The organism is Chryseobacterium sp. UF-290, from assembly GCF_058245615.1.
The window spans coordinates 48,941-72,349 of sequence record NZ_JBSICB010000021.1; the positions used below are offsets into that span (position 1 = coordinate 48,941).

General features: G+C 36.0%; 17 protein-coding genes. 5 read left to right on the top strand and 12 right to left on the bottom strand.

Annotation, left to right across the window (positions count from 1 at the left end; all coding sequences use genetic code 11):
- Positions 1–7: 7 nt before the first annotated feature.
- The 3 genes from AC4IF5_RS18810 to AC4IF5_RS18820 all read right to left on the bottom strand — a co-directional run bounded on the left by AC4IF5_RS18810 (position 8) and on the right by AC4IF5_RS18820 (position 1,731).
- Positions 8–847 carry an XAC2610-related protein gene (locus AC4IF5_RS18810; RefSeq protein WP_490737246.1) on the bottom strand — a complete coding sequence of 280 codons (840 nt, stop codon included), beginning with the start codon at positions 845–847 and terminating at the stop codon, positions 8–10.
- A 157-nt stretch (positions 848–1,004) separates the two neighbouring features.
- Positions 1,005–1,292, bottom strand: a complete 288-nt coding sequence (locus AC4IF5_RS18815; protein WP_490737248.1) for a hypothetical protein — start codon at positions 1,290–1,292, stop codon at positions 1,005–1,007.
- A gap of 16 nt (positions 1,293–1,308) precedes the next feature.
- On the bottom strand, positions 1,309–1,731 hold the full coding sequence (locus AC4IF5_RS18820) for a hypothetical protein (RefSeq protein WP_490737249.1): 423 nt from the start codon (positions 1,729–1,731) through the stop codon (positions 1,309–1,311).
- Positions 1,732–1,899: 168 nt separating this feature from the next.
- Here AC4IF5_RS18820 and AC4IF5_RS18825 point away from each other — a divergent pair, with 168 nt between their 5' ends.
- From AC4IF5_RS18825 to AC4IF5_RS18840, 4 genes are all read left to right on the top strand, one after another.
- Positions 1,900–2,949: an AraC family transcriptional regulator gene (locus AC4IF5_RS18825; protein WP_490737251.1), complete on the top strand. Its 1,050-nt coding sequence runs from the start codon at positions 1,900–1,902 to the stop codon at positions 2,947–2,949.
- 135 nt (positions 2,950–3,084) lie between these two features.
- Complete coding sequence (locus tag AC4IF5_RS18830; protein ID WP_490737253.1) at positions 3,085–3,606, top strand: carboxypeptidase-like regulatory domain-containing protein; 522 nt, start codon at positions 3,085–3,087, stop codon at positions 3,604–3,606.
- Entirely contained in the window at positions 3,558–5,930 is a 2,373-nt protein-coding gene (locus AC4IF5_RS18835) for a TonB-dependent receptor (protein WP_490737255.1), read from the top strand. The genes AC4IF5_RS18830 and AC4IF5_RS18835 overlap by 49 nt, the downstream gene beginning before the upstream one ends.
- Before the next feature lie 17 nt (positions 5,931–5,947).
- Complete coding sequence (locus AC4IF5_RS18840; protein WP_490737257.1) at positions 5,948–7,129, top strand: phosphatidylinositol-specific phospholipase C domain-containing protein; 1,182 nt, start codon at positions 5,948–5,950, stop codon at positions 7,127–7,129.
- Between the two features lie 100 nt (positions 7,130–7,229).
- Here the strand turns inward: AC4IF5_RS18840 and AC4IF5_RS18845 are convergent, their stop codons facing one another.
- Positions 7,230–7,556, bottom strand: a complete 327-nt coding sequence (locus AC4IF5_RS18845; RefSeq protein WP_490737259.1) for a winged helix-turn-helix transcriptional regulator — start codon at positions 7,554–7,556, stop codon at positions 7,230–7,232.
- Positions 7,557–8,308: 752 nt separating this feature from the next.
- Between AC4IF5_RS18845 and AC4IF5_RS18850 the strand changes: the two genes are divergently transcribed.
- Positions 8,309–13,132: a T9SS type A sorting domain-containing protein gene (locus AC4IF5_RS18850; protein ID WP_490737261.1), complete on the top strand. Its 4,824-nt coding sequence runs from the start codon at positions 8,309–8,311 to the stop codon at positions 13,130–13,132.
- A gap of 223 nt (positions 13,133–13,355) precedes the next feature.
- On the opposite strand, the gene AC4IF5_RS18855 is transcribed toward AC4IF5_RS18850, so the two are convergent.
- The 8 genes from AC4IF5_RS18855 to AC4IF5_RS18890 form a co-directional block, all read right to left on the bottom strand.
- Complete coding sequence (locus AC4IF5_RS18855; RefSeq protein ID WP_490737262.1) at positions 13,356–14,456, bottom strand: glycosyltransferase family 4 protein; 1,101 nt, start codon at positions 14,454–14,456, stop codon at positions 13,356–13,358.
- Between the two features lie 781 nt (positions 14,457–15,237).
- Entirely contained in the window at positions 15,238–16,362 is a 1,125-nt protein-coding gene (locus AC4IF5_RS18860) for a right-handed parallel beta-helix repeat-containing protein (protein WP_490737264.1), read from the bottom strand.
- On the bottom strand, positions 16,346–17,440 hold the full coding sequence (locus AC4IF5_RS18865; RefSeq protein WP_490737266.1) for a glycosyltransferase: 1,095 nt from the start codon (positions 17,438–17,440) through the stop codon (positions 16,346–16,348). The genes AC4IF5_RS18860 and AC4IF5_RS18865 overlap by 17 nt, the downstream gene beginning before the upstream one ends.
- Entirely contained in the window at positions 17,415–18,680 is a 1,266-nt protein-coding gene (locus AC4IF5_RS18870) for a hypothetical protein (RefSeq protein ID WP_490737268.1), read from the bottom strand. The genes AC4IF5_RS18865 and AC4IF5_RS18870 overlap by 26 nt, the downstream gene beginning before the upstream one ends.
- The gene (locus AC4IF5_RS18875; RefSeq protein ID WP_490737270.1) at positions 18,661–19,677 is read right to left on the bottom strand and encodes a glycosyltransferase family 2 protein; all 1,017 of its coding nucleotides are present in this window, start codon (positions 19,675–19,677) and stop codon (positions 18,661–18,663) included. Before AC4IF5_RS18875 ends, AC4IF5_RS18870 begins: the two co-directional genes overlap by 20 nt.
- A complete protein-coding gene (locus AC4IF5_RS18880) occupies positions 19,667–20,662 on the bottom strand; it encodes a polysaccharide pyruvyl transferase family protein (RefSeq protein WP_490737272.1) in 996 nt (331 codons plus the stop codon). Before AC4IF5_RS18880 ends, AC4IF5_RS18875 begins: the two co-directional genes overlap by 11 nt.
- Before the next feature lie 2 nt (positions 20,663–20,664).
- Positions 20,665–22,074, bottom strand: coding sequence for a lipopolysaccharide biosynthesis protein (locus tag AC4IF5_RS18885; protein WP_490737274.1), 1,410 nt, complete (start codon positions 22,072–22,074; stop codon positions 20,665–20,667).
- A 37-nt stretch (positions 22,075–22,111) separates the two neighbouring features.
- Positions 22,112–23,404 (bottom strand): nucleotide sugar dehydrogenase, encoded by a 1,293-nt coding sequence (locus AC4IF5_RS18890; protein WP_490737276.1) that lies wholly within the window; start codon positions 23,402–23,404, stop codon positions 22,112–22,114.
- Positions 23,405–23,409: the final 5 nt, after the last annotated feature.

Here is a 23,409-nt window from a genome sequence, read left to right on the forward strand (position 1 = left end):
AGAAGCGCTATTCTTCAGGATCCTTTTTCGTTGCCACCCATTTTAACGTCCCGTTTGCATCAAACCGATAGGTATCCTGATGCCATCTTGCCCCACCCCGGCATGCCGTTTTCAGAAGTTTCTTATCTTTTTCCACAGACACATCGCAAAGACAGGAACAGGCTGACCGGGAATAATCAGGTTCTTTAAGCTTTTCAAAACGTTTCCTCTCCGGATTATACAGGTAAATAGAAAATATCCTGTATACCCCCATTCCATCATCCGGAACGGAAAATGAAATGTCATCATAGCCATCAAAATTGTAATCACTTATAACACTTTGTCTTGCATAAGAAGGTCTATCCGGAGCGGGAAGCTCTATATTCATCTTTTTTCCGTCAGGATAACCGATCAGAAAATGATTATTGTAGTAATGATTGAAAGAAAGCATTACACCATGCAGCAAATAGCGGTCACTGCCATCATACTGATCATCATCTATCATTTCGAGCCTAAAATATCTGTTATCTTTTTTCCTTGTATAGCTGATATTTAAGGCTTGATGATTCATTAAGGTGAACTCGTACACACCATTTACTTTCCCGTCTATTATTTCGTTCCAGGTATAATAATAGATATCGGGCTGACCTTCATCTCTTCCGCTCTTATCAACCCTATAGTTTTTTATTTGCAAGGGAATAATTCCTTTCTGACCTGAGTATTGTACAAAAGCTCCTTTTCCTTCAGTCCCATAATAAAGGGTAAGCCTGAATTCTTTTGCTTCTCCTGCAGATCTCAGGGTAAACGGCTGGGCGTCAATAACGGCAGATATCAGCACAATACACCATAAAAACAGCTTTTTTATCATATCATATTTATTTACAGTACAACAGATCTCCGATAGTCATTCCAGCGAATATTGGATATGCATATTCCTTTGGCACAATATAGAGATATGCTTTGCTATGAAGCTCTTTTTGCCGCCCCTTATTTATCCGTTTTCCATATCCATCTCTACTTTCAGATTAAGATAATACGTCCACCACAAACCTCACTATCCATAATAAAGCGAGAAAAGCCAATATTGAAAACTGAACTTTATTCACAATCTTATTCCCAAATTTCCAGACGAGGATCCGGTCTGTCACTACAACCAGCAAAACAGGAATTAAGCCCAACAGAAGATACATCCCGAATAAAGCATCGGGAGCAGAAGCTCCGGTCATCAAAATAATGGAAACGGCCAGCCCGGTCATAATGGCTGCAATTCCCAAAATAAAAAATAGGGTCCAGTTCTTAAATTGTGTTTTCATGGATTATCAGGTAATATCAGTCATTATTTATATGAAAGCGCGTATTCTGTCTGTAATAAAAGAACAGCCAGATGACCAGCCAGGGCAGATTCATGATCAGAAAAAGGATAATTTCCTCGCTATCTATCTTCCCATCTGTAATAAGAAAAAAAGAACAAACGGAAGCTATTACAGGTAACAGGAACCAGCATAACATTGTTTTTATTTTTCCCTGAAGCTGCTGTAAAAGAGAAAACAGACTGCTGAAAGAAAGTACACTCAAGAATAATATCCAGAAAACGGTAAAGCCATATGCCAGGCCACTCATATCACACCTTCCCGGATATTCTCTTACTTCTCTGACAGCATTTAAAAACAGGATCAAAAGAATAACTGAAACCACTGTGGAGATAAGCCAGGTTTTACATATCGAAAACAAAATAAATTTTCTTCTGGACATCTAATCTATGTTTACTAGCTAAAATACTAATATCCGTTCAATATACAAAATCGAACCACCGGCAAACCTCTCCTGTAAAGCTGATATTCTTTTTTGAATTGATATTTAATGATTTGTTAAAGATCCCGTGCCCATATTATCTATAATTTTGACAAAATATCAGTTATCATGTTATACATCATTATGGTAGTTGTACTACAGGCACTTATAACCCTTACTTTATTGCTATACCTCATCAAAAACAGGGAATCTGTATTGAATATGTTGCTATTGTATATCGGAGTGGTGGCTCTGGATATGGGATATGAATATTTTATCATTCAAAAATTCGGGTACGAATCTGTTTTATATGAAATTCCGGGAAGTCTCCGGGTTTTTAAAGGGCTGATCTTCCTATACATTACGACCTGTCTGATTCATGCAAAATGGAGAGACAGGCTCAAATATCTGGTCATTCCATTAACGTTGGTCGTTATCCATCATGCCATCGCCCTTTGTGCAAAGATATTTGGACTGTCCTGGGCTGATATGGCGATCAGATCCTATCAGTCTTATTTCACTTATTATAGTTATTATTGGGTTACCTGTCTTGGTCTATGCATTTTCTTCCTGACAAAATACCGGAAAAACATTACGCATCCGGTAGCCGGTAATTTCCGTTACCTGGTTGGCTATGTACTGATAGGCGTACTGGTTTTCTGGACCGTTTACCAATTAGGCTGGGATACTTTGATCTACCAGAAAATTTACAGTCTCCTATTCCTGTTCCAGTTCGGATGGATCCTGTACGTTTATATTTTAACGTACCAGCATAAGCTGCAGGAGCAGCAAAGTACCTCAGCTATTTCTGTACCCAAAGAGACCTACCAATATAAAGATCTTTCAAAAATAGATTTTGATGCTGTGCAAAATGCCATTATCTCTTTCTATCAGGAGAGCCATATTTATCTGGATGAGGAATTTACTTTAGACCAGCTTGCCAGCCATCTGAAAATAAGCAAAGCGGATTTAAGCATTACCTTTAATAAACATCTTCATTCCAACTTTCATGAATATACCAACAGAAACCGCATACAGCACTTCAAACAGATCTTATCAGAAGACCCTTCTGCCAGTGTAACGGATCTTGCTTTTCAATGTGGTTTTAAATCCAAATCTACTTTTTATAAATATTTTAAAAAGGAATTTGACTGTCTTCCTTCCCAGCTCGTCCATTAGTTACAATTATTTGACATTAGCAACTCACTGATTTACAATACAGTTCACTTCGAACTCAGGAGTAGTAGTTGTATGAAATTTAAATGAACCAAGAATTTTGAATGAGCTGACATCTTTGCATCAAATTTTATAAGGATGTTACGAGAAAGACTTTTTTTAACGAAAGCAGCATTTTTTCTTCTTGGGCCTCTGGCCTTTGCACAAACCACCGTTCACGGTACCGTAGTGGACAATCAGGGGAACCTTCCCAATGCCCTCGTCTATATTGAAAACAGCGGACAGAAGGTGACTTCAGATACCGACGGTTCCTTTGTTCTTAATAATGTTTATGATGGCAGTTATAAGCTTGTTGTAGAATATAAAGGATATGACAGTGTTTATATCCCGTTCACCGTTACGGATAAAAAGGAAGTAGATCTTGGGCTGATTAGGTTTGGAACCCAGCTTAAAGAGAACAATATTCAGGAAGTAGTCGTTACCAGTGTTTACAAAGCATCGCAGGCCAGAGCGATCACGATGAAGAAAAACTCCAACACGATCACAGAGGTACTCTCTGCCGACGCTATCGGGAAACTTCCGGATCGTATGCGGCTGATGCCGTACAACGTATGCAGGGGGTATCTATCGAACGGGATATGGGGGAAGGACGTTTTGTAGCGGTAAGAGGAACTCCTGTACAATGGACCTCCTCCACCCTGAACGGTAACAGAATGCCAAGTGCCAGCGGTGACAATGCTAACCGGGGTGTGCAGATGGATATCTTTCCTTCAGAGCTTATTCAGAATGTACGTCTGTCCAAAGCCCTGACTCCGGATCTGGACGGTGACGCGATTGGCGGAAATGTGGATTTTATCACCAAGACCTCTCCCAATAAGGAAACCTTAGCGATAAGCATGGCTACAGGCTACGTCAATATGTCGAAATCCCCTACTTACAATACTTCAATCGTCTATGGAAATAAGATCACCGATAGGCTGAAATTTATAACCTCAGCAGTGATCTGGGAACGTTCTACAGCCATAGATCAGATGAGAAATATTTTCAACTATGGACTACAAGACAAAACAGCTTCCTACTCGATCAACCAGCTTCAGCTTCGTGATTATCTGGCCAACCGTAGAACATTGGGATTTAACCTGGGACTGGATTATGAGATAGACAGCAGGAACAAATTATATTTTAAAGGCTTATACAGCCAATATAAAGACGGCCAGTCAGTAAGGGAAACCTATTTTAATTTTGATAATAAAAATGTAATGCTTCAGGCCCGCCATGCAGATTATCTTACTGATCTGTATTCCATGCAGCTGGGTGGAATTCATCAGGTAGGGCAGCGCATGGAAGTGAACTGGTCAGCATCCAAAGCACGTTCAGAATTCAGGTTCAACTCTCCGGATAACCTTGCCCCCTACGAAAGAGGCTACCCTATGGTCAACTTTATACAATCTATGGCCTATGGAAACCTGTCTGCAGACGGAAGAAAATATATGGCAATGGATGCTCCTGACGGCATTGGTGACACCGGAACTTATACTCTACCTTATAATCAGCAGCCAATAGCAGCCAATCAGCTGAAACTCAATCAGATTATCCTCAGCCAGAACCGCAATAGTGAAACAGATCTCAGAGGACAGGTTGATATAAAATATAAAGCAGCAGACAACTTTGAACTTAAGTTCGGTACAAAGTATAACAATAAGAATAAAATAGTCAACAGTTCTCTGCTTGTCTGGATGCCTAAATCGTCTTTGGGAATTCCCGGAGCTCCTGTGACCTATATGAATCAGCTTGAGCGTGAGGGTTTCCCTTATAAAGGAGGTTTTATGAATCCTCTTGGTAATCCTTATAACGGAGTCATCATTGATCAGATCACCAACGGACAGATCGACCAGATGTATAATCCCGGTACACAAAACAGCTTAGGTCTGATGCAGGTAAGCGGTAAGGACAGCAATTCAAATATTACGAGTTCGTACCGGGGAACCGAAAACGTATGGGCAGCTTACCTTATGGGGACCTGGAAAGTTACTGATCAGCTTCAGGTATTGGGAGGTTTCAGAAATGAATATAATGACATCACCTTTTGGGGCAAAAAAGTAATATCTGATCAAGACAGCAGAACGGAAGACATTAAAGACAGTAAAACCTACAACGTACTGCTTCCTATGGTCAATATGAAATGGAATATCAGCAATGACCGTATCCTGAGAATTGCTTATACCCGTTCCTTTGCAAGACCTGATTTCAATGACCTGAACCCCGGAACGATCGTCAATGATATTACCAATACCATCACTCAGGGAAATACCAAGCTGGATCCCACATTTTCCAACAATTTCGACATTATGTTCGAAAATTACTTTGGGAAGCTGGATCTGATCACAGCCGGAGTCTTCTATAAAGATATCACCAATCTTATCTATAAAGATCAATCGGTAGTAGATGTCGCGGGAAGATCTTATACTTTTACAGCCCCTAAAAACCTGGAAGGAGCCCAGCTCTTCGGTTTTGAATTCGGGATATCCAAACGTTTTGAAAATCTGCCGGGCTTTCTGAAGAACATCGGTTTCGAAGGGAACTATACCTATATCTCTTCTAAAATGAATATGCCGGTATATGAAAACGGTCAACAGACGGGAACCATGTCTACAACGATTCCTAATCAGGCAAAACACATTTTCAACACAATCCTTTTCTATGAAACCAGTAAGCTGATGCTCCGTCTTGCAGGGAATTATAAAGGAAATTATGTAAGTGAGATCAGGGCCGCGGCAGGAGCGGATCATTATCAGTATTTCGATAAAAACTTCACGGTTGACCTTTCCACTTCTTACAGCATTACAAAGAAAATCCGCCTGTTTATAGAGCTTAACAATATCCTTAATGAGCCTAACCGCTATTATATGGGAACAAAAGACCGTGTAGAAAATATTTCTTATTCCGGCATGCGTGGACAGCTGGGATTCAACTTCAATTTTTAATCAAAAATTTTATTCATATGAAAAAGTATATATATGGAGCTGCATTGTGTATGACAGCATTATTACAGGCGCAGGACCAATGCCGGAATCCAAGGATCAATCAACTTCAGATCGTAGGAACCCACAACTCCTATGCACAGCCGGTAGACCCAAAAGTACTGGACCTGGTGTCCCCTATCATCAGTGGAATGATGCAGAAATACAGCAGCATGATGTCTGAAGAGCAAAAAGAAAAATTCAAGGAATATCATCCTAACGGAATGGATCTGAAGGAGGGTTTGAATTATAATCATCCGGATTTTACAGAGCAGCTCAATGCCAATCTCCGCGGTCTGGAAATCGATGTTTACTATGATCCGGAAGGAAACAGGTTCAGTCATCCTGCAAGTTATCAGGTATTACAGGAAAAAGGGGTAACTGATCTGGCGTCTTTTAATACGGAAGGCCTGGATAAGCCGGGATTCAAAGTACTGCATATGGCTGATATAGATTTCAGAACCCATTATCCGACTTTAAAAGACGCGCTTACAGCCCTTCGTAACTGGTCTGACCAACATCCCGGACACACTCCTGTCTTTATGATGATCGAAGCAAAAGATTCAGGGTTCCCGGTTCTTGAAAACAGCACAAAAGTGCTTCCTTTTAATCAGAAAGCTTATGATGATCTGGATGAGGAAATTATAAAATATCTTGGAAAAAACAAGATCATCACTCCAAAAGAGGTCCAGGGTAAATACAATACCCTAAGGGAGGCGGTAACTCACAATAACTGGCCGACACTCAGCGAAAGCAAAGGAAAATTCATTTTTATGCTGCTACCCGGAAGTGCAGGAACCCTATCTTCCAAGAACAATCCTTATCTGATCAATGGTTCATTAAAGGAAAGGCTAATGTTCCTGAACAGTGAGCCTGACGATTCCTTTGCAGCATTTATACTGCGGGATAACGCCATAGTAAGACAGAAAGAAATACAGGATCTCGTGAAAAAGGGATTTATGGTAAGAACAAGATCAGATATTGAAACCTATGAAGCTAAAGTCAATGATCTTACAAGATCTAAAGCCGCTTTCAGCAGTGGTGCCCAGGTTATCTCCACCGACTTCTTCCGCCCGGGTAACACCTACGGCACTCCTTATTTTGTACAGCCTCCTCAGGGAAAAGACTATCTTAACAATCCTTTAAATTCTTCGTGCCAATAAATATCAAAGCCGGTTCTGCTTGGAACCGGTTTTTTGATTTAATAGATCTTCTATGAGAAGTTAAAACTATCTTTTCCCAGGCTTACGCCTTATTCTTTTGTTATATTAACCCTTCCAATTGCTGGAAAACAGGAATAAATAATTTTCCTTTTTCAGTAAGCTTATATTCTATGTGTAAAGGTTTCTGCTTTATAACAACCCTTTCTAATAAATCCATTTTTTCCAATTCTTTCAGAGCTATTGATAATGATTGTTTATTAGAGCCTTCTATATCACGCAGCAAACTGCTGAAGCGTAAAGTTGATTTGAATGCAAGGCTTAATATTTCCGGCTTTAACTTGCCTGAAAGTGCTTTTAAAAGCTTCTGTGCAGGGCATATTTCTGCTACGTCAGCAGGATTGTTATCAGTCAGATTTTTTTGACTCATTGTGTGTTTTTTTTAATATCGTAACTTTGCAAACATAGTGGTTATTAATAAATTAATACAATGTTATCCACGTATTTAACAAAAAAACATTACAAAAAGCACAAAAAACTCAGTAGAAATTTCTCATTAAAAAACATATGTCTTTGTGATATTTTATCCTGATTTGTTCTGATTGTAAGTTTGCATAAGTGTATAATTGATTATCAATTATTTTTTATAAAAACTAAAAGCCTAAAACACAAATATGAAAAAAAAGATTTTTATCCTCAATTCGGGCTGTAATATCTTCTATTATACTGCCCTAAACTCATTCACAGCACAACCGCAACACAAGCCGGCAGACCTGAAATAATTATATTGGAAGACTGCAATACCAGTAGGTCCGGATTATACTATTGTAGCTGCGTAATAGAAAAGGGACGATTGCAATAAAATAAACAGTCGGTTTCACCAATCTGCTACGGCCGGTAATACGTAATTCTTGAGCACTTGTTATTTTGCAAAAAAGTACACTTACTTTGTTGTATTTCCTTCCTATTATATTGATTATAAGCCATAAAATCCGAATAATCGTTATTCAATCTAATAACCTAAAAAACATGCGTATGAGAAAAAATCAATGCTATCAACCTGGGCTGTATTCTGCTCAATTGCCTCCCTCTATGCTTCTTCATGAGGCGATACAGACCGACACCCCCACAATGACCATATTATACTAATTATCAAATAATTACTAAAATAAAAAATTAATAATGAAAAAAAAACTACTAAAGATTTTTATCTTTTTATTTTTTACGTCATGGTGTACAGGCTTTGCACAGAGCAATACCTGTTTCAACCGTTTACATGGTGGTTTTGCAGAAATTATGATTCCTGTCAACCAATGGAATGGAAATACCGTAACCTTAAAAGCTTATGGTACTGCCGGAGGGCAAGCTTTAATTCCTATTACATTCAATACAGTAGATTTACCAAAGGTTACCTCCTCAAATGGAACACAATACTACTATATTAAACGTACTGCTGTAAACCCTACTGAAGATCTTGTCTTTGAGGTGAGCAGTCCATCAGATACTGCAATATCCTACACTTTACCCGCATTGCCACAGAATCAGTGGAATACTGCAGGTACTGCTGATGCATGCGGAGTCGCTAAGGCTGATGTCTGCTTCAACCGTTTGCATGGTGGTTTTGCAGAAATTATGGTTCCTGTCAACCAATGGAACGGAAATACCGTAACCTTAAAAGCTTATGGTTTTGCAAGAGGGCAAGCTTTAGTTCCTATTACATTCAATACAGCAGATCTGCCAAAGGTTACCTCCTCAAATGGAACACAATACTACTATATTAAACGTACTGCTGTACACCCTACTGAAGATCTTATTTTTGAGGTGAGCAGCCAATCAGATGCTGCCGTATCATATACTTTACCTGCTTTGCCACAGAATCAGTGGAATACTGCAGGTACTGCTGATGCATGCGGAGTCGCTAAGGCTGATGTCTGCTTCAACCGTTTACATGGTGGTTTTGCAGAAATTATGGTTCCTGTCAACCAATGGAATGCAAATACTGTAACCTTAAAAGCTTATGGTTTTGCAGGAGGGCAAGCTTTAGTTCCTATTACATTCAATACAGCAGATCTGCCAAAGGTTACCTCCTCAAATGGAACACAGTACTACTATATTAAACGTACTGCTGCATACCCTACTGAAGATCTTATTTTTGAGGTGAGCAGTCAGTCAGACGCTGCCGTATCATATACTTTACCCGCTTTGCAACAAAACCAATGGAATGATTTTACCCTTCAAAATGCCTGCATAAATAAAGCAAGCGGAGTATGTATAAACCGTAATGGACAAAGCTATACCCTATATATTCCTAAAAATAACTGGAATGGAACTGATGCCCGGATTAAATTATACCATACAAATGGTGGACTACTGTATAATCAAGCATTTACTAATCCTGCTACTGAAATTTATAATGGTATATTGTCCTATAAACTAAGTGTAAGCTATGCTTCTTTTACTAATGAGAGCATAATTGTTGAGGTTTCCAGCTTAAACAATGGAGCAGTACATATGTTATTAGATCCTGTACAGCAGTTATGTAACGGTGGAACCTGTACAAATCCGGCCACTCCTACTTTTACGCAGATCCCTGCTATTTACCCTGGCGGAACATTTAATCTTCCTGCGACCTCAAATGAAGGAATCACAGGTACATGGGCACCAGACATCAATAATCAGACAACTACAACCTATACATTTACCCCAGCTGCCGGACAGTGCGCAGGAAATACAACACTAACGGTAGAAGTGAAATCACTGGACTGGACAAAAGCTCCCAATAGTTACATTTTTACCGGTAAAGATAAGAATGGCAATATTGTAGACGGGCTATATATTCCTGTAAAAAAAGCTTACGAAATGTGGCGAAGCGGGAATTATATGAGAGGGATCAACGTTCCTTCCGGAGTAATTACTGCGGATGTACTGTGGGAAGATAATATGGGATTGGTAAAATCCAAAGAAAATTACACGCTGGATATTATGGGTTCCGGTGAAGAAGCAAAAATAAAAGTACCTGTAGATAAGGTAAAAAAAGGAAATGCTGTCATCGCTTATAAAGTAGGCGGAGAAGTTTTCTGGTCGTGGCACGTTTGGGTAACAGATGACCCAACCAACGGTTCTACGTATAAAAGCTATGATGATGTAAAAAGACAGTTAAATGATGGTACTGTAGAAACGATTCCTAATTCTGAATGGGGCTGGATGGACAGAAATCTTGGAGCTATCGGTAATTCTTTTATCAGTGCCGGCTGGAACAGAAGCGGAGGGCTCTTATACCAATGGGGAAGAAAAGATCCTTTTCCATCACTGACAAATAATGATGCCAGCTTCTATCAAATAACAGGTAGCTTGGGGAAAATTGTTTATGACGATGCTATACCTAGACTAAAATTTACCAACAGTCCTTTTAATGATTATAAAAACTTTAATGATCTGAGACTGTTCGTAAATAAATCAACTGCCAATATAACAGATAATATCAGAGCATCAGTAAAAAATCCTTTGAGTCTGATCTATGTAAATGATGATGGTACTGTTAATCCTTCTACGTATGGTACGATTAGTGGTGTTCCTTACTATTATAACTGGTTTGGGCAAGTACCGGGATTACAAACTAATGAGTTAAGTAAAGTTAATTTATGGTCAGATAACTCCCAGGGAGTACAGGCAACGGATATTTCTGTTCCACAGCCGTATAGAAATAAGTCTTCTTACGACCCTTGTCCTAACGGATGGAGATTACCTTCAGTCTTAGTGGCATCGGCAACAAAAAATGTAAGAATGGATTTTACCCCTTTCGGGGCTAAAGTAAACAGCCCGCTGTCAGCTTTAAACGGGGTTCAATCAAATATTCCTCCCGGATTATCTAATTTAAAACCATATCTCGCCGGTATAAAGATATATCCTCAGTATGGTTTTGACATGACGAATGTGGGAGGCAACAATATAGGTATATTTCCAGGAACAGGCTGGATAGGAAGAGGGGCAAGTACAGATGGAAGATATCATAGCAAAGCGACATTCACAGACCAGCTTGAAACCTACTTATGGACATCAACGATGACTACTTTTGGAGACTTCTCATCCATAGCAAGTGCGTTAAGATTAATTCCGGCTTCTGACCAGATACTCAACAACTATCGGCCGGACCCTGTTAATTATCCTGATGTTTATGGTTTGTACAGTTATAAGCCATCTGATGATTACCCAACGAATAATGCCCATGCATGCAGATGTATCAAAGATCCGTTATTTGTAAAAAATAACTATGATTTCGAAACTACTTTCTTTAATGAGACAGAAACGTACAAAGTGGGATTGGATAATCCAAATAGTTATATGATCACAAAATCGACTTCCGAGCAGGTCATTTCAATACCGGTGAGCAAAGCCTTTTCTGTACAAAGTAATTATTTAGGGAATGCTCAGATTTTAGATCCTGCAAGTTTTAATGCATTAAAAGCAAATGTACTCTGGACAGATAATCCTGGGCTAATAACTCAGTTAACCATAGACAATCCAGCTTCTAAAGATGCGAATATAAACGTAAAGGTAAATGGCAACCAGGCCGGAAATGCCGTAGTGACATTACATAACGGCTCAATAAATAACCCTGTATACTGGAGCTGGCATATCTGGGTAACCAATACTGCTGTAAATTCTTTTACCCACGTAAATGATACTCCTATCGCTACTGATAATTATATGAATTATACCCAAAGGGGAACTATCATGAAAACAACAATCATGGACAGGAACCTGGGAGCGATTGAAGCCATGCCAAGCCCTTATAATCCGGCTGTACCGGCACAGGTAACCCAGCTGAATAATTCACAGGGATTACATTACCAGTGGGGAAGAAAAGATCCTTTACCTATATTCACGAACGTGAATGGTTCCAAGTATAATATATTTTTAGGTACTGCCAATAATGGAGCTGTAACGTATACCACTTTAACAGAAGCTAATTATAATTCAAACAATATCACGAATTATAACACCTATAAAAGCAGCATTAATCCTACGGATAAGATAGACGTGAGAATAGAAAAGATCCTGGGATATTCTGTAGCAAATCCTTTGAAATTAATGATGCCAACCGTTACGTATCCATCACGTGAAGCTAATGTTGCTCATTACAGCCTTGCTTCAGATTGGTTGTTTGATACGCAATATCATGGTTTATATGCTGAAAGATGGGGTCTGGGCGGTAGTAAATCCGTATTTGATCCTTGTCCGAATGGATGGAGAATTCCGGAAACAGGTTCAGGTACCATAAAAACTTCACCCTGGAGTCTTAAAAATAATTCTGAAGCGCCATCCACTCCTCAAACGATTAATAATACAGAAGCAGGTTATTATGGATCACCGATTTATAGTGTAACCTCGGGAAGTATTTGGGGCAAGACAGTAGGGTTTGCATTCGATAATAACAGCTTATATAACGTAGGAAACTATACCAAAGGTTATATCAGAGGTAACAGATCCGTAATGTATGGAGGTGTGCTGAATACTACTGCCAACGCAGTAGGCGGGCATTGGTATGCTAATTTAAATGGTGAGCTCACAGGAAGAGGTACTTATATGTATCTTGATATGTATGCGAGAACCGTTATAAAAAATACTGATATAGACCCTTATGCATCTCTAAGCTGCAGATGTGTAAAGCAAGAGGATATCGGAATACCAAGAGGTCCGTTACCAGGCATTCCTGTAACGCCAAACACCGGTATTCAGGCTAAAAATACTTTTTCCAAAACAACGATAGAAGAAAAAGTAGCAGATGATAAGTTAGTTTTATATCCTAATCCTGTAAAGGATATTCTGCACATTGAGGCAAAAGATGATAAGGTTTATTATTATCAGATTTATAATATGTCCGGCCAGCTTCTGAAAGAGGGCAAGTTTATTAATAAACAGACCGATATTTCTTCTTTGCTAAGCGGAGCCTATCTGGTAAGAATCAACAATTCTGAAAATATCGTAAAGATTATTAAGCAATAAATTTAAAAACGTTGTAATATTACAACGAAGAGGCTGTCTCACAAGTGAGACAGCCTCTTTTCTGCTTGTACCTTTTCAGAAAAGCCCTATCCGTCTACTGTTAGTATTCTCTTGTTTAGTAAATTACAAAGCAGTTACAGATCGTAAAAACATATTGTACCATTCTGTATAATGATGAATTTCTATTCAATGAAAACAACAGGACTAAGAACTTTATTAAATTTTATGCACGATATTCTCTTTCTCTAATCAATTTTTTATATTCGCTTAATATGGCATTCCAAATCACAGACTGCTCAAATCGCTCTTCAATCATCGGTCGTGCATTCATTTTTAATGCCTGATAATAATCTTTGTCTAAGATCATTTTCTCCATTTCTTCTCTAAGCCTTTCACTGTTTTTTACAGGAACGATTACTCCGTTGTGATTTTCCGCTATGATTTCATTACATCCATTGATATCAGAAACGATACTTGGCAATTCCATTGCTCCGGCCTGCATGACCACATTGGGAAATCCTTCCCGATAGCTAGGAAAAACCAATGCATCAGAAATCGCAAAATAAGGGCGAACATCTTTCTGAAAACCTACAGATATGATATCCGGGTTATTTTCAATTTCCTTTAACGTCTCCGGATATAAAGGATCCAGCTCCTGTTCCAGAGGGCCCACCAGTAATAATTTTGAATGCTGCTGATTTTCTTTTTTATTTAAAACAGAAAAAGCTGTTATCAGTTCATTAAGTCCTTTGTCTCCCACCAAACGCCCTACAAATACAAAAACGAAATCTGTATCTTTTATTTTTAATTCTTTTTTTAGAAGCGTTTTCTGATTTTCTGAAACTTTTTCGGGGGAAAAGAATGAAGTATCAATTCCGTTGGATGAACCGTTTCCGATTACTTTTAGCTTGTATTTATCCGCATATTTATGCTCTATAATATAATCAGATAGCCCCTTTGAGTTGGGATACACTTTGGTTGCAGAAGCATAGGTTAATTTTTCAACCAACTCTAAAACCTGACGTTTCACACCTGTAACCTCCATCAATGGTAAGCCCGCTACCGTATGCAGTCTATGGGGCACTCTTGCCATTCTTGCAGCCAACATACCTACAATACCGGCTTTGGGTGTATGGGTATGAACAATTTGTGGTTTTTCCTTTTTCAAAAATTTATAAGTACTCCATAAAGATTTGATATCTTTAATTGGGGTAATCTTGCGAGACATATCAATCGCTATCACGTCTATTTCTTCATCATTTTTCACTTCATCCAGCTCCTTGCCTGGTGATGAAACACCTATTACATCAAAATATTCTGACATAAACCGGTGTTGCCCCTTCAATAGAATCTTTAGAGAAAGTGGCACTGTTGTAATACGTATCAATTTAGCTTTCAACTTCTTTTATATTTTATTATTTATTTCTAAAAAATCTAGAACCAACTAATAAATTCATCATCAATCTTTTGTGTATTATCATTTTTTACTTATTTTATTATAAATCACTAATTTGTGACTTATAATAAAATAATACAAATCTTATTGAGCCAGCGTTAAAAACGCAACCTATTTCAAGAAGAATTTCGGTTGGGATTAACACTGATTCATCACACCAGAAGGTCATAATTTATGTTATGCCCTGGCGTATCATTTTGTTCTGGTTTATAGTTTCTTTGCGTGTAGATTATACCATCGGATGATATCCGAAAACGAATAGATTAGTATTTCTCTACCTGGGATGTTAAAATCATTATTCTCAAATGATTATTGATATATAATACGTAACAATTCTAATAGAGATGAACTTTTCATGATCACCATTAAAGAAGCAGAATTGTTATTTATTATACAGAAAGTTTCAGTTTTCAAGTTTTATAAGCACGTTTCATAAGCAATTTTTATCACATTTTAATATTAATATTTGGTGTAAATTAATAATCGTTTTTCATCTAAACTTGTGCTTCTATTTTCATTTGTCGTCCATATACTTTTAATTAAAAACGTTATTCATTATCATTTTATTGAGTCAAATTATTTTTTTATCTATAAAATAATCATATTACATGTATTAATATCTAAATAAATTACAAACTTGAGCAGTAAATTATTTATTATATTTTATTTTTTGCTGTGAAAATGTTTGTAGTTCTGTCAAGATTTTTTTATGATCTTTATGATCTGATTTAAAGTCGCTTACCTGCAAATTGATATTATCTAAAGACGAGTTATCATATAAATATCTAACAGGTTTTTCATTATATTTCAGATCAATATTCTTAAGCATAATATTCCCCTTTAAAGATTTTTTTGTTTGTGATTTCCGATTGGAATAAGACATCCCGTTTGTAGAATATAAATCTTTATAATTGTCAATCGAAATTTTAACATCATTGGCTTCCTCATTACCTTTCAGATTATCCAAATAAAAGGACAATCCGTTTAACTTATTATTAAAGGTTGTGACAGATTTTAACACCACATTTAATTTCTTATTCTGCTGAGTATTTGGCTCAATATCAATACCAGTCTGCGGATTAGCACCATTCGAATTAGAGATCACTAAATTTTGCAGTAATATATTATCACCTCCTATAATTGAAACTCCATTTCTTCTGTTATTATCAATAAGACCTCCAATGAGAGCTACATTACTTGAAAAATTCTTACCTCCTATATAAACCCCGTCACCCCAGCAATTTTTAATAACAGCATTATATATTTTAACATCAGCAGCATCATTGACACTGATCCCCATTCCCCATTCTCCTTTTGTTCCTAAATGTTCATTTCTATCCCCTACAATTTTTGCATTGTATATACTTACATTTTTTTTATTACTAATACTTATGATAGCATATCCTCCCCTATCAGTTGGTTTCAACCTGAGCAGAGAACCATTGTCAAATAATAACACTGAGTTATTATTAAGTTTTATTCCCTTATCATTTATTAGGAGGGGAAAATCCGGTAATAATACAATAGCATTTTCATCTATCGCTTTCTGAACATACATTGTATAGTCCTCAGAAGCATCTTTCTTATAATTTTCAGGAAGAATATCAATAACCTTAAAAGCCTTGTTTTTAAGGAGATTCACTGAGGAAGAAATATCCTTTGTTTTTACAAAAGAATCCGGTACTTCTCTATATTTAAATTTGTCCTGTGCACAGGATAAATTCATTGAGAGTAGAAAGATTATGTAAAAAAATGATTTAATTGCTTTTAACATAACTATATATTTTTCGGTATTGATTCGCTATTTCTTTAATAGAGAAAATATTTGACCTTGAATAACATTTTTCTGATGTTTTCTTATAGAAAATATCATCGTTATTGAGTTTATTGATCACTTCTGCCAAACATTCTTCTTTACCCTGATCAAATAAAATTCCATAATGCTCAACAACTTCTGATAAGCCGGCAACATTAGATGCCACTACTGGTTTATGACAAACCATGCCTTCTACAGCAACAATCCCGAACCCTTCATAATGTGATGATACCACCACGACATCACTCATTTTGATGAGCTCCGCTATATTGGACTGATTCCCTAAAAAAAAGGCTCTTTTTTCCAATCCGTTATTTTTCACCAGCGCTTTGCAGCTCTCTAATTCCGGACCATCTCCCACGAATATCGCCTTTACATGAGAAGGTAATAGTGTAAGTGATCTTATTAAAGTAGGCTGGTCTTTTGCCGCCCTAAAACTTGCAACCTGTATTACTATGAAATCTTTCTCAGATAAATTATAATGGGTCCGGGAATAGGCTTCTGAGCTATAAAACCTGCTCAGATTGACTCCATTATTGATTACCTGCATTTTCACTTTAAAATCAGATCCTAAATGTTGGATAAGATTTTTCCGGGTGGATTCCGAAATACAGATAATAAAATTCAACTTAGAGTAAATAAATTTTTCTATTCTTTTTAAGTACCATTTAGATCTTCTGTTATTTTCAGTACTATGCTCGGTAAATATTATTCTTTGTTTTCTGAAAAATAAAAGTTTATACAATACTCCCCAATACAGTGTTGGAAATAAATGCAAGTGTATGACATCTGCATTTGCGGCTACTTTATTTATAAAAAATGGTATCCGGATATCATATAGACTTTTTGAAGGAATGACTTCAATTTTTATTTTTCCATTACTTTCTATTTCTTTTTTTAAAGATGTATCAATGTCCTCCAGTAAAAGCAGGTGTATTTCATCTGATTCCGTTGCTGATAACTCAGCACACAGATCAACGACCAACCGCTCAGCACCACCCAATCTTAAGCTATTTATTATATGATAAATTTTCATTTTCTATTTTAATTTTATATAATGCCAGCCAGTAAAAAATAAATAGTAACCAATTGATATCCAAAAGACCTTTAAAATTCCCTATTATTAATAAAACCGTCAGTGCCCAAAGTAATAGTTTAAAGCTCTTATCGTTTTTAAATCTTTTTAAGTTATATCTCAGAATATAAAAATGCATTGAAAAATAAATCATTATCCCGAAAACGCCATAATAATATACAAGCCTGGAGTATCCTATATCCGTATGCATATAAAAAGATCCATTATCATAATAAAACTGGCCATCACCTATCAGTATACTTTTAAGGTCAGACGGGAATATCAGCATCTCCTTTACTCCTTCGGTGGAATTTGTTTTTAATTCTCCCGAAGAAAATAGATTTATGAATACTTCAAAAGAATGCCGGAAAGAATTTGAAGCCATTAGACTATCTAAATTCGTTAATAAATAACTAAAAGCAATCACTCCAAAAATCGTTGTATAAATAACAATCTTAGGTAAGTTATTATAGTTCTTTTTCAGAATATAGCTAAAAACCAGATACCCAAGAGATAAAAAGATTCCCAAGAAAGCGACTCTTGCAATATAAATTCCGGTAATACAAATAAAAATATATAGCAGAATCCACAACAGCTTCCCTTTTTTTAAAGAATCTATTACATATGCTGCAATTAGCATTCCAATGGACGAAATAATTCCTCCTGAGAAAAATGTTCCAGCTCCAATTCCGATAAATCTTGTACCGAATTTCACTGCATTTCCTAATGCATATTCAAACTTATCTCCGGTAGATTGTACAGAGGTAATGATCCCTAATAAGGTAGGATTCAGAAACATCAATAATGCTAAAAAGTTGTGCAGAAAGATGGCTAAAACAATTAATTTTAATGCATAGATTCTGTTTATATTCACTCGGATGACCATATAGTATGCACCAAATAAATAGAGGACATTCTGTATGGTATTTCCAATAAAACGTGGGTCAAAATAACTATTAACAACCGTTGTAAGTACGATCAGTAATACTGAAGCTAAACATAAAAGAAATATATGGCTAAGTGATTTAGGGATTGCCAATTTGGTCTGGCTCATAAAAAAGGCAAGACCAAGAAACCCGAAAAGCACTCTGGTCCTCAGGATAGATGGCAAAAAAACAAACGATATATTATATATAAAAAGGAAATATATAAATACGTTCATTCCATGTCTAATGATATTATTAGCTTCTAATCTTTTCATTCATCAATTCATATATTCCAAAAAAAGTTAATTTACTGAACGCTAACTTCATTAAATAAGTAAATGGTAACCTTTTTAGGTTGAATAATAATATTTTAAGATATCTTTTACCTAAAACACAATTAACATTAAATTTATTATTCGGATAATTTATTTTTAATTCCAAAGACAGTTTTTTAAAAAAAGAAAGAATAAAATCTACTGAAAAATCGTCAAAATTGATATTTCTTATCTTCTCTGACAAAGACAGAATATAAATAAAATCCAATTCCTTTTGATTTAAAACAATATTCTGCTGCTTTAAAGCCAGCTGCTGAATACTGGATATTGTTTTTTTCCTTTCTTCTATCTGACTCGTTCCAATATTGGTTTGGCTATTAGGCGTATCTCTGTAATACAGCAATGGCATTCTAAAATTATATCCTTTACCGTATTGCAGTATTTTAATCCACAATTGATAATCTTCAGCATACTTATAGTCCTTTTCAAAAAACAGATTATTTTCTTTGACGACATCAGATCTGAATATCACTGCCGGATGGGTGAAAGGAGTACTGAAAATTGAATGTATTCTAATTGATATGTCATCAACAGGAAGCACACTCAAATGAAAATGAGAAATACTATGAGTAAATTCTTTTCTGGATGAGCTGCATATAATATATTCAGGATTCTTCTCCATAAAATCTATCTGCATCTGAAAACGGGATGCATGGCATATATCATCTGCATCCATCCTGGCAATATATTTACCTTTTGATAATACGATCCCTTTATTTAGAGTTTCTATTAATCCTAAATTTTTCTCATTTTCAATATACCTTATCCTTTCATCATTATAACTTAATATGACTTCTTTTGTAAAATCTGTGGAACCATCATTAATAATCAGCAACTCAAAGTCTTTAAAACTTTGTGAAAGTATACTGTCTACCGCTGTTCTCAGATACTGTTCAGCATTATATGCAGGTAAAACTACCGAAATTTTAGGACTCATTCTTTACATACAGTTTAACATTATTAAAATTTTTCAGCCATGCATCGTAAAAATTTTTACTTTTCCCATAAACATTATCTAAGATGACAACCTCCTTATCCAGTAAGATACTAAGGATTAGGCCATGCAAACGGGTTGTATATACTTTATGATATTGGTTGATAAACTCCTTTCCCCGGTTGATATGCAAATCCATTCCATTTTGCTTTTTAAATCCATAGGCATTATCGATGATTAAAGAAGAGGCAGGTAAATATTTTATAACTTTTGAAAGCTTGCCATCTAAAGCTTCTACGTAATTGGTTATGGTATTCATTCTCTTTGAGGAAGAGTTATAGGTTGGCCAATCTTTTATATCATATTCACCTTCAATAACATTTTGAAAAGAATCTTTGCTCGCTTCCGCGTCAGTTCTGTTCAGGTATAAGTTCTTTTTAGCTTCAAGAGGATTATTCTTTATATCAGAGTCAAAATCTAAAAAGAAAGCCATATCCGGTGCCAGTTTTAGCTTTTCTTCATTAAAGTTTACTTTTAAAATATCATATGAAATCAAATCCCTTACAAAAACATACAGCTCATGATGTCTGTTGAAAATAGCAAAATCCCTTTTTAGATTCGCTTCATTATTGTAATGTACCGTTTGAGGTAAAACAATAATCCTGTTATTGGGAAAATTCTCAATGATATATCTTTTAAAGCTTTGGCTCGACTCATAAATGTCTCCAAAGTTTCCTCCTCCGTGCAACAGAATAATCGTTTTTTCAGATTTAATATCACTTTTTTTGAAAGTATATCTATTGTATTGCCCAATACATTTATGCTTTAAGGTCTTAAAAAACTCTAATTCTCCTTTCCAAATTAAAGAATCCCCAATATTTCTGTGATTAGGTATATCCAACAGAATAAAATCATTATCAATGAGTGGAGTAAGCTGATCAGCTATTATATTTTTTAATTGTCTTATATTTTCTTTATTGGAATTCATATTTATTTTTTTAGGAAGTTTAATTTATTAAAGACATTTTTTAAAATATCTTTATTAAAATAACTGAACAGGAATAGGGATAATACCGTCAATGATATTGAGATCAAGTGACTACTCTTTAGATATAATAAGATAATTATACCAAAAACTAACAGTAACTGTATGATGAAAGACTTAACATCTATATCTAATTTTAAAATCTCCGCAGTCTGTCTATATCTTATAATAAACATGACAAAGAAGCTGACAAACGTACCTAAAGCCGGTGCGTACAGACCAATATATTTAATAAAAACGATTGAGATCAATACATTCACCAACGCCCCTATCATACTGGTAATAAAAATCCCTTTCGTCGATTTGGTTTTCAAATAAATAGTACCTAAAAAACCTGAGATCGATGAAAAGCAGGAGCCAATATACAAAAGAGTGGCATATTTCCAGGATACATAAAACTTTGAATCGAACAGGACTTCCGTAATTAAAGGAGTGGCTGCGATTAAAATTGTTGATAAACCGATATTTACAGAGATATATTTATTAAATAGCTTTGAAAAAAAAGGGTCATTCGGATCTTTTGCAGAGATTGCCATATCCTGCCAGGCCAGCATAAAGACCGTATTAAAGATAGTCAGAATAGCGGGCAGCCTTGCAGATACGGCGTAAATACCATTATCTTCTATTGTTAAAAACTTTAAGATAATATACCTGTCAGATGCATTGATAACCCACCAGCTTATGGAATTCAATATTAGCGGAAGAGAATAAAACAGAATCTGTTTTTGTAATGAATAGTTAATTTTTAAGCTAACATACTTCTTGAACAGGAAGTTCACTTTTAGCAGCATTAATAAAATTGCAATAAAATTGCTGATAAAAAGCGCATAAAAAATACCCTGTACCTTATCATGAAATATATCGGTCAGTAAGAAAAGTAAGCTGAAGGAAAATATAAAAAAACTATTTATAATTCCTATAAATGAATAATACCTCGTTAACCCCAGTCCTCTTAATATCTGCTGAAAAAAAGGTAATAAGCAAGAGCTTATGATCAACAATGACAATTCTTTCTGGTAAGGAATATGATAGAAAAGTCCTGCCAGATAAAGCAAAAGTTCAAAGCTGATAAAAGAAATCAATAATAAAATGCTACATTGCTTGAATATACTTTCTATATAATTTTCTTTTTGGTTTTCTTTATCCAGAAGCCAACGATAAATTGCCTCGTTCATCTGTAAAGAAACGAAAGGCACTAATAAATTGACACTGGTCAGAACCAAGTCGTATTCTCCTAACTCTTTTCTGGAAAGATAATAGGAATAAATAGGAATTAATAGAAAAGATAAAATCTTAGATCCAAAATTACCAATTGTATATATTAATGTACTTTTTATTAAAGTATTACTATTCATTATTATATTAATAAATATTATTGCAGTTCATATTTATCTATAATCTTGAATCACATTCTTCTAAGATTCCTTTTACGTCATAAATGATCCCATTTTCCTTTAAATGATTTTTTAAATCCAGATCAATGAATTGTTTATGCGCAACTGTAAGAATAATAGCATCATATTTTTCCTGTGGAATTTCATTGACAACCTCTAATCCATATTCGTGTTTTACCTCTTCAGGATTAGCCCACGGATCAAAAGTAGTCACCTGTAAAGCATAATCTTCAAGACCATGAATCACATCTACTGCCTTAGTATTACGTACATCCGGACAATTCTCTTTAAATGTTATTCCTAAATTCAAAACGGTAGCACCATGGATAGTCACCTTGTTTTTAATCATGACTTTCAATAACTGAGAAGCCACATATTGTCCCATAGAATCATTCAGACGGCGTCCAGCTAATATAATTTCCGGATGATATCCTTTTTCCTGAGCTTTCTGAGCCAGATAATACGGATCTACTCCAATGCAGTGTCCTCCTACCAATCCTGGCCTGAACGGTAAAAAATTCCATTTGGTTCCTGCAGCTGCCAATACGGCATGCGTATCAATATCTAAAAGATTGAATATTTTTGCCAATTCGTTTACAAAGGCAATATTAATATCCCTTTGTGAATTTTCAATTACTTTGGCTGCCTCTGCAACTTTGATCGTTGGGGCAAGATGAGTACCTGCAATGATCACAGACTGATATAAATTATTTACGATCTCCCCGATTTCAGGAGTTGAGCCCGAGGTAACCTTTAGAATCTTTTCAACCGTATGTTCTTTATCACCGGGATTAATACGCTCCGGAGAATAGCCCGCAAAGAAATCCTTGTTAAATACCATTCCTGAAACCTTTTCCAGAACAGGGATGCATTCTTCTTCGGTAGCGCCGGGATATACGGTAGATTCATAAATCACAATATCTCCTTCAGACAATACCTTTCCTACAGTTTCCGAGGCTTTATACAGCGGAGTCAGATCAGGTCGGTTATGTTGGTCCACCGGCGTGGGAACCGTAATAACATAGATGTTCGCTTCCTGAATATCCTTGATATCAGCCGAACAATACAATCCTTTTTTATCAGCCTGATAAAAAGGATTTTCTTTTATTAGTACAGATTCCAATACTTCATTTTCTACTTCCAATGTACTATCTACCCCGGTATTCAGCTCTGCAATTCTTTTCTGATTGATATCAAAGCCTACAACCGGATATTGGGTTGCAAACAGACGGGCCAAAGGTAAACCTACGTATCCTAATCCTATAATGGCAATTTTATGTTCTTTCTTCATAAAGG

Coding starts and splice junctions, on each gene's coding strand:
- AC4IF5_RS18810 (WP_490737246.1), bottom strand. CDS start 847: ATGATAAAAAAGCTGTTTTTATGGTGTATTGTGCTGATATCTGCCGTT.
- AC4IF5_RS18815 (WP_490737248.1), bottom strand. CDS start 1,292: ATGAAAACACAATTTAAGAACTGGACCCTATTTTTTATTTTGGGAATT.
- AC4IF5_RS18820 (WP_490737249.1), bottom strand. CDS start 1,731: ATGTCCAGAAGAAAATTTATTTTGTTTTCGATATGTAAAACCTGGCTT.
- AC4IF5_RS18825 (WP_490737251.1), top strand. CDS start 1,900: ATGTTATACATCATTATGGTAGTTGTACTACAGGCACTTATAACCCTT.
- AC4IF5_RS18830 (WP_490737253.1), top strand. CDS start 3,085: ATGTTACGAGAAAGACTTTTTTTAACGAAAGCAGCATTTTTTCTTCTT.
- AC4IF5_RS18835 (WP_490737255.1), top strand. CDS start 3,558: ATGCAGGGGGTATCTATCGAACGGGATATGGGGGAAGGACGTTTTGTA.
- AC4IF5_RS18840 (WP_490737257.1), top strand. CDS start 5,948: ATGAAAAAGTATATATATGGAGCTGCATTGTGTATGACAGCATTATTA.
- AC4IF5_RS18845 (WP_490737259.1), bottom strand. CDS start 7,556: ATGAGTCAAAAAAATCTGACTGATAACAATCCTGCTGACGTAGCAGAA.
- AC4IF5_RS18850 (WP_490737261.1), top strand. CDS start 8,309: ATGAAAAAAAAACTACTAAAGATTTTTATCTTTTTATTTTTTACGTCA.
- AC4IF5_RS18855 (WP_490737262.1), bottom strand. CDS start 14,456: ATGTCAGAATATTTTGATGTAATAGGTGTTTCATCACCAGGCAAGGAG.
- AC4IF5_RS18860 (WP_490737264.1), bottom strand. CDS start 16,362: ATGTTAAAAGCAATTAAATCATTTTTTTACATAATCTTTCTACTCTCA.
- AC4IF5_RS18865 (WP_490737266.1), bottom strand. CDS start 17,440: ATGAAAATTTATCATATAATAAATAGCTTAAGATTGGGTGGTGCTGAG.
- AC4IF5_RS18870 (WP_490737268.1), bottom strand. CDS start 18,680: ATGAAAAGATTAGAAGCTAATAATATCATTAGACATGGAATGAACGTA.
- AC4IF5_RS18875 (WP_490737270.1), bottom strand. CDS start 19,677: ATGAGTCCTAAAATTTCGGTAGTTTTACCTGCATATAATGCTGAACAG.
- AC4IF5_RS18880 (WP_490737272.1), bottom strand. CDS start 20,662: ATGAATTCCAATAAAGAAAATATAAGACAATTAAAAAATATAATAGCT.
- AC4IF5_RS18885 (WP_490737274.1), bottom strand. CDS start 22,074: ATGAATAGTAATACTTTAATAAAAAGTACATTAATATATACAATTGGT.
- AC4IF5_RS18890 (WP_490737276.1), bottom strand. CDS start 23,404: ATGAAGAAAGAACATAAAATTGCCATTATAGGATTAGGATACGTAGGT.